The sequence below is a fragment of the Aquimarina sp. RZ0 genome, from assembly GCF_008370685.1.
GTDB lineage: Bacteria > Bacteroidota > Bacteroidia > Flavobacteriales > Flavobacteriaceae > Aquimarina.
Genome location: NZ_VTZU01000132.1, coordinates 1 through 6944, shown reverse-complemented (window position 1 = coordinate 6944; position 6944 = coordinate 1). Strand labels below are relative to the sequence as shown.

Annotated in this window: 4 protein-coding genes; 2 read left to right on the top strand and 2 right to left on the bottom strand. The window is 28.6% G+C overall.

Features of this window, described 5'->3' with window-relative positions; genetic code table 11:
- Window positions 1-199 precede the first annotated feature (199 nt).
- Window positions 200-1672 (bottom strand): hypothetical protein, encoded by a 1473-nt coding sequence (locus F0000_RS26110; protein ID WP_149627645.1) that lies wholly within the window; start codon window positions 1670-1672, stop codon window positions 200-202.
- Window positions 1673-1813: 141 nt separating this feature from the next.
- The gene (locus tag F0000_RS26105) at window positions 1814-4966 is read right to left on the bottom strand and encodes a CHAT domain-containing tetratricopeptide repeat protein (protein ID WP_149627644.1); all 3153 of its coding nucleotides are present in this window, start codon (window positions 4964-4966) and stop codon (window positions 1814-1816) included.
- Window positions 4967-5259: 293 nt separating this feature from the next.
- On the opposite strand from F0000_RS26105, the gene F0000_RS26100 reads away from it, so the two are divergent.
- Both F0000_RS26100 and F0000_RS26095 read left to right on the top strand, forming a co-directional pair.
- A complete protein-coding gene (locus tag F0000_RS26100) occupies window positions 5260-5832 on the top strand; it encodes an RNA polymerase sigma factor (protein ID WP_149627643.1) in 573 nt (190 codons plus the stop codon).
- A gap of 13 nt (window positions 5833-5845) precedes the next feature.
- A complete protein-coding gene (locus F0000_RS26095; RefSeq protein ID WP_149627642.1) occupies window positions 5846-6589 on the top strand; it encodes a tol-pal system YbgF family protein in 744 nt (247 codons plus the stop codon).
- The last annotated feature ends 355 nt before the right edge of the window (window positions 6590-6944 follow it).

Genomic DNA, 6944 nt, shown 5'->3' with positions numbered 1-6944 from the left:
CTAATCGATAACTTTCTGAAAATAAAGAAGTTGTTCCTGTGCGTTTGTAACTATTCATCTCACCTGTGTTTAGTCAGTAAAATACTATAACTATTTGATTAAAAATAAATTAATTTTAGAGGTAACCATAAGACAAAACACACCTTTCTTTATTATATAGAAAGGTGTGTTATTATGCTACAGAATTAAATATAGTTCTTTATTCTACTATAAATTGCAGTGAACTGTTTTCAGAAGCTGTCTGAATCCTTAAATAATATATTCCTGATATCAATGGTTGATCAAATACAATTACTTTTTCTTTTTCGACAGTATGCAGATGTTTTTCTTCTATTAAGATACCTACAGAATTAAAAATTTTGTAATTAAAAGGTGCTATCATCCCTATTATCTTGATATAATTTCCATTAGAAACCGTACTGTATAAAATTATAGACTCTGGATGCTCTTTATTTAATAGGTTTGTTTTCTTAATAATTCGATCAGAATCCCTAGGTTCAAACTCATTCCCAGGATTAGTATCAGCACATTGAGAAAGATCTAAAGGTAGTTGATAGATTCTAAATTCTTCAGAAGAATGTTGTCTCACTTTTAATCTAGAAGCTTTCTTATCACAGATGAAGTATACTCTAGCTTCAATAAATACTCCTTCAGAAATCAGAGGATTACTATCGATCACCAAATCTCCTCCTATACTTCCTTCCTGCCTTAAATAACCCAAAGTATATATCTCTTTTAAAGCTGTATTATTTATAATACTTAAATTACCTATTACTCTAGTCAAACCTTTTAGGTTTTTGATACTTGTAATTGTACCAACAGTTCGTTCTGATATTGTAAGTGATCCCAAAATAACGTCAAAGTTAAAAGCATCTATTTCTGTTTGTGATCTTAAAACTAAATCTTGTGGATAAGGTTCTGCCGTGTTATGACAACTAAACAGTGTATGATTTACAGAAGAAGTAGTAAGACTTCCGTTATCTCTAATAGTGATTATTCCAGAAACTGCTTCACTGTTCCAAAGTAACCTTAATATTCCACAAGCACTTATTAGTTTTCTGTTTTTGATAATAGTCAGGCGGTTTTTTACAATCATTATATTTTTTAGAGCATCCAAATTAATTAGAGCATCATTATTTCTAATAATAAAATTACCGTTGATTTGATTTAAATTCTGTAATCCAGATAATTCTCGCAACTTATTATTATTCTGGATCTGAAAATTACCATTAACCTCTACTATATTAGACAATCCATCTATATCAGTTAAAGATTGATTAGTGATAAGAAGTATATGTCCTCCTATTTGTTTTACAAGCTTTAAACCATTAAGGTTTCTTAGCAATGCATTGTTCCTAATTTCAAGATTCCCTGTTATTTCTTTTAAGCCTTCAAGGCCTTGAAGACTTGATAATTTATTATTGTTAATGATTTTAAGATCTCCACGAAGTGTTTTAAGTCTTGATAAGTTTGTTATATTATCGATTTCTTCACCAGCAGAAGAAATACCATTAGAGTCGCTTTTTCTAATAATTAGATTTCCAATAATTTCAGTATGCGTAAAGCTATCTACATCGGTTTGTGTTTCGAGAATAACATCTCCATTATGTACTTGTGCATAAAAAAATGTAGTTGTACAGACTACTAATAAAAAGGTAAACTGTTTTTTCATTACAATCATGATTTATTGTTTGATAAATGTTAAGTTAAAAAATATGTATGATCTTCGTTTCTCTTGTTCTTTTTTGATCGGATTATACTCTTAATATATTTTGTTAACAAAATGTTACCTTCAATTAGTACTTTAATTTAATCAAGCTTTTCTGTTTTTCTTTCTAAAATATAAGAAAAACCCAAAAAACACACTTATAATAGGAAGAATACTTGTAAGAAGAAATGTATTATTCTGATTGTTATTTTTCAAATTAATAGCGTTTGTATTTCCCATTAGATAAAAACCTCCCCAATAAAATGGATCTGTCCGGTATACATTAGTGTTTTCCAGAAATTGTAATTTAGCTTGATTCAATGCTTTTGCTTTATCCATTCCTTTTTTGAGATTGGTATAAAAGTTTTTCATTAGAATAGGAGTAGTTTCGTCAGAGATTTCCCAATTAGTCAATACTAAACTTTTGGCTCCAGCGTATTGGAATGCTCTTCCTAAACTCATGATTCCTTCGCCTTTATAAATTTTACCAGCACCTGTTTTACAAGCACTTAGAACAACCAACTCTGCAGGGATTTCCATATTATATATTTCTTGATTATATAAATAATTATCCTGAATTGAATCTTTTACTTGGGTAAAAAACAATTTCGAATTTCCTGGTTCTTTGTCATCTAGTTCACCATGAACGGCAAGATGTACTACTCCATAACGACCCGCATTTTTCTTAAAATTAGACTCTATCGCATTTTTACCATAAAAATAAGTACCATCAATAATATCTGAAATAGCTCTTATTTCTTTTCTGCCACCAGGTAAATCATTTTTAGTATTTCGTAGATTGCTTAAGGAGATTTCACCATCAACAAATTCGGAATTTTTGGTATTAGAAAAAGAAAAAGCTAAGCACTCATTTATACTATCTTCGTCGTTATTATTCTCTCTAAAAAAAAGATCAGCAGAGTTCGCGTAACTTATAACCTGTTTCTTCAATAAATAGGGTAAGTTTATTGCAGAAGTTTCTGGTGAATCTTTTGTCAATAATAAATCAAAATTAAGGTGCCATAACATTCCATCTGGAATAATGATTAAGTTTTTCGTACTACTCTTTTCGATTGAAAGTGGAGCAATTAATGAATTGAATAATTGATACCCTATTTTAGAATATGTACCGATATCTTTATCTAGAATAGCTTTTCTGAATTGTAATATATTTTTATCTAATTCAGAAACTTTCAATTCTTCAACAAAAAAATCATCTTTAGAAATAACAAAAGCATATATCCCTGTATTGGTAACAAAGTACTCTAATAGCAATGTATCCTCAGAAATTTTTTGTTGAATGTCTGTTATTGAAATTATAGAATTATCATATCTGAGTTGATGATATTTGGGATATTCTTGTTCAATTACCTGTAGTAATGAATCTTTTTTCCTGGTATAAGAAAAAACAAAATCATTATATGTGCTTATCTTAAATGTATTTTCTTTTGTAGTTTTTTTTGCTTTATACTCCTGTAACTTCGCAACATATAGTGCTAACTTAATGGTAACATCCTGAATCGCATTAAGTTTGTCTTCAGAAATTCCTGCAAAGTTTTTTGCATCTAATTTCCTAAGTTGTTCATCTAATAAACGTGCTTTATTTTTCTCAGAAAAAGAAAATGCATTTTGCAGATATTGCTTATCTTTTGTTTTGTTATACAATACTAAAGCAGCAGCGACAGCATCTTTATAGACCTCTGCAGTAGTTTTTTCTAAAGACATTTTATCTTCAGTAGATGTATAGGTATTTCTAGTATGGTCAATTAAAGAATCACAAAAAAATAAGCTCCCATACGATAGTATAAGATCATTTTCATTTTCATCTTTTCTCAATTTTAGTGCCTTTGCTTTTCCATAGATAGCTGATAATAATGTGCTGCTATCAAAATAGTCATTTATCGATGGTGAAGATTTCGTGGAAGTATCTTTAAATTCTTTGGAAGCTGAAATAATAGCATTATGAAATTCTTGTATAGCTATAGAATACTCTTTATTTAGAAGTTGGATTCTAGCTTTGCTAATATAACACTTGGCAGTTTTTTGATTCTTTATCCCAAAATTCTTTACCGCAATATTAATGTTTTTTTGATAAAATTTGCTTGCTAAATCATACTCCCCCTTCTTTTCATAAAAAAGACCTAATTCATCATTAGGTAATAACATGTCTGGATGCCCCTCTCCCAAAATATCTTTATAGATGTCAATTGCTTTATTTAAATATTTCAAAGATACGTTCAGCTCATTTTGCATCCTATACGTACCTCCAATATTTAACAAGATATTAGCCGTTGATAGATTTATTTCTCCATAAATATCGCGATAAATGATTAACGCTTTATTATAATATTCTAGCGCTAAATCCAATTTATTTAACCTAGTATATTGGGTAGCAATCCCACGATATGCAGATGCAAAGGATTCATCTCCCTCTTGTAGTATTTCTTTTAATATGTTAAGCTGTTTTTGAAAATATTGTAATGCAAGATAATCTTCTCCTATATAGCTATAGTTTGATGCTATATTATTATAATCCCCAGCTACATACGGATGTTTTTCTCCATATTTTTCTTTATCCAACTTGATTGTTTTTTTATATAAAGGAGTAGCTTGTTTATATAATCCATTTCTACTATACAAAACTGCTTGATTAAGATATACTGTACTTAAATCATTTTCCTTTTTCTGATCATACAGGTATTGATTGATATCAAGAGATAAAGAATAATAATGTTGAGCATCATCCACTAAACCCAGTTGATCATAAGAAACCCCTATATTATTGTATAGGCTAGCTAATTTTTGGTCTGATGTATCTACCTGTTTTTTAATAATGAATAGTGCCTTTTTATAAGTATCAAGAGCTTCATAATATTTGTTTTTTCTTCTTAATACTTTGCCTATAGTTATTAATGCTTTTGCTTCCTCTAGTGACTCTTTTTCTAATTGTTCATTACAAATATTGATTGCTTGATTAGAAAGATTAATTACTTGGTCAAAATCCCGAAGACGATAATAATTATCTGCTATTTTATTAAGACTTTGCGTATGCCTCTTCCAAGAGATATGTTCCTTAAATATTGAAGCCGCAATTTCAAATGAGTTAATGGATTGTTTATATGCTCTTTGTTTTAGAAGGGAATCTCCCTTTATAAAATATTGATGTGCTTTTATTGTATCACTTATTGTTTGCGAACTTAAAGTCATATTGATAAAAACCAATATCACGACCAAAATAACCTTTATAGTTTTACTCATAACAAACTATTATTCTTTTTTACTTTTATTAATATAGTGTCAAAATCTATATATTAAATCCTGCTGCTCTCAAAGCCTTTACACACCTTTCTTCAAATCAATTATTTATATACTATAGCAAAAAACAAGCCATTTTAAATTGAGTAAAAACTATCTTATAGACGCTTAAATTGACAAAATATTGTAACTAGATTTATTATTTCTATACTTAATAATTGACAAAAATAAATATGTTACTTTTATAGCAAAGATTAAAAAAAAGGTAACAATTCATGTGGATTTAACATTAATGGATGAATAACAATAATCAAGACATTATTATTAGAGGAATTGTTGCAGGAGATAAAACAATACTTAAAGAGTTTTATAAAAAACACTTACCACAGGTAAAAAGTTATATCCTAAAAAATTCCGGTAGTGAAGCTGATGCTGAGGATGTTTTTCAAGATGCAATGGTATTTGTGTATGAAAAACTAGAGAACGATTCTCTAGAACTTACTTCTGCATTAGGCACTTATGTATACTCAGTTTGCAAAAACTTATGGATGAATAAGCTAAAAAGAAATCAAAAAACCGTGCACCATGAAGGTATACTTTCGATGTCTAAAACCAATGATCTAAATATTATTGATCAGATACATGATGATGAAAGGCGCTATGTATTTCAAAAATGCTTTTTAGAATTAGGTAAAGGTTGTCAAGAACTTCTTTCTCTATTTTTTCAAGGAATATCTATGAAAGATATTGCAAAACAAAAAGGAATTTCTGAAGCTTATACTAGAAAGAAAAAATTTAATTGTAAAAAGAGACTAACAGAATTAATCAAGACAGATCCTGTTTTTGAAGAATTGAAAAACAGACACTAAATAAGTTTCAACTATGGAAATGACACAAAAACTATTCGAAACAATAGAAGCATACATTGAAGGTTCATTATCTGAAACGGAATTAGAAAGTTTTGTGGCTCTTATAGAGGCCAATCCTGAGCTTAAGAATGAAATAACAATTCACAAAGAACTTCGAAACGAATTTGCAAATACGAAAGCAATCGATTTTAGGAGAAAGTTAATAATAGCTAAGGAAGAATTGGCACAAGAAAATAACCAGCAAAAGACAAGATCACTTGTATTATCTTATTGGAAAATTGCAGCATTCATCATATTTATTATTGGAATACCCACTTTTTTTTGGTTCCAAAATAATACTGAACAAGATTTATATGCTATATATTATACTCCTTATCCTATTGAAGACATAAAACGAGGTGTTGATACTACAAGAATTAAGATTCTCAATGACATTTTGTTAAATTATAAAAGTCAGAAATACAGGGAAATTATTATTGACTTGGAAAACTTAGTAGTACAAAAATCAAATGAAGAAAAGTTGAAATTATGCTTGGGAAATAGTTATCTCAATACCGATCAATTGATAAAAGCCGAAACATTGTTTAAAACTTTTTCCAGAGAAAGTACAAATTATTTTGATGCGCAATGGTTTTTATCTCTTACTTATTTAAGAATGAATCAAAAAGATAGTATGATTCCGATTCTAAAAGAATTGATTTCTAAAAATACTAGACACACAAAAAATGCAATTGCTTTATTAAAAGATTTAGAATAGTATGCCGATTTAAATGGTCTTGTTATTAATATTTACTTTAGTAATTCATTAGTTTCGATAAAAAAATTAAAATCTTATAGAATTTTATCAAAAAACATCATGATGGATAATTCTAAAAAGTTATGTGTTTGAATGAATAATAATTAAAAAAGCCAGACAAGATTGTCTGGCTTGAGGAAAAAAATGTCCAATTGTAGCGGGAGAAATTGAAATATCTAACCATTCTATTGAGAGTGTAAATATAACCTTGTCTGAATACTAAATTTTTAATTTACACATTATTCAGATAAGATGACAAAGACAGAACAGCAAGAATTAGAAAAGAAAGCTCTAGAACAGTTTATGACTGGGAAGA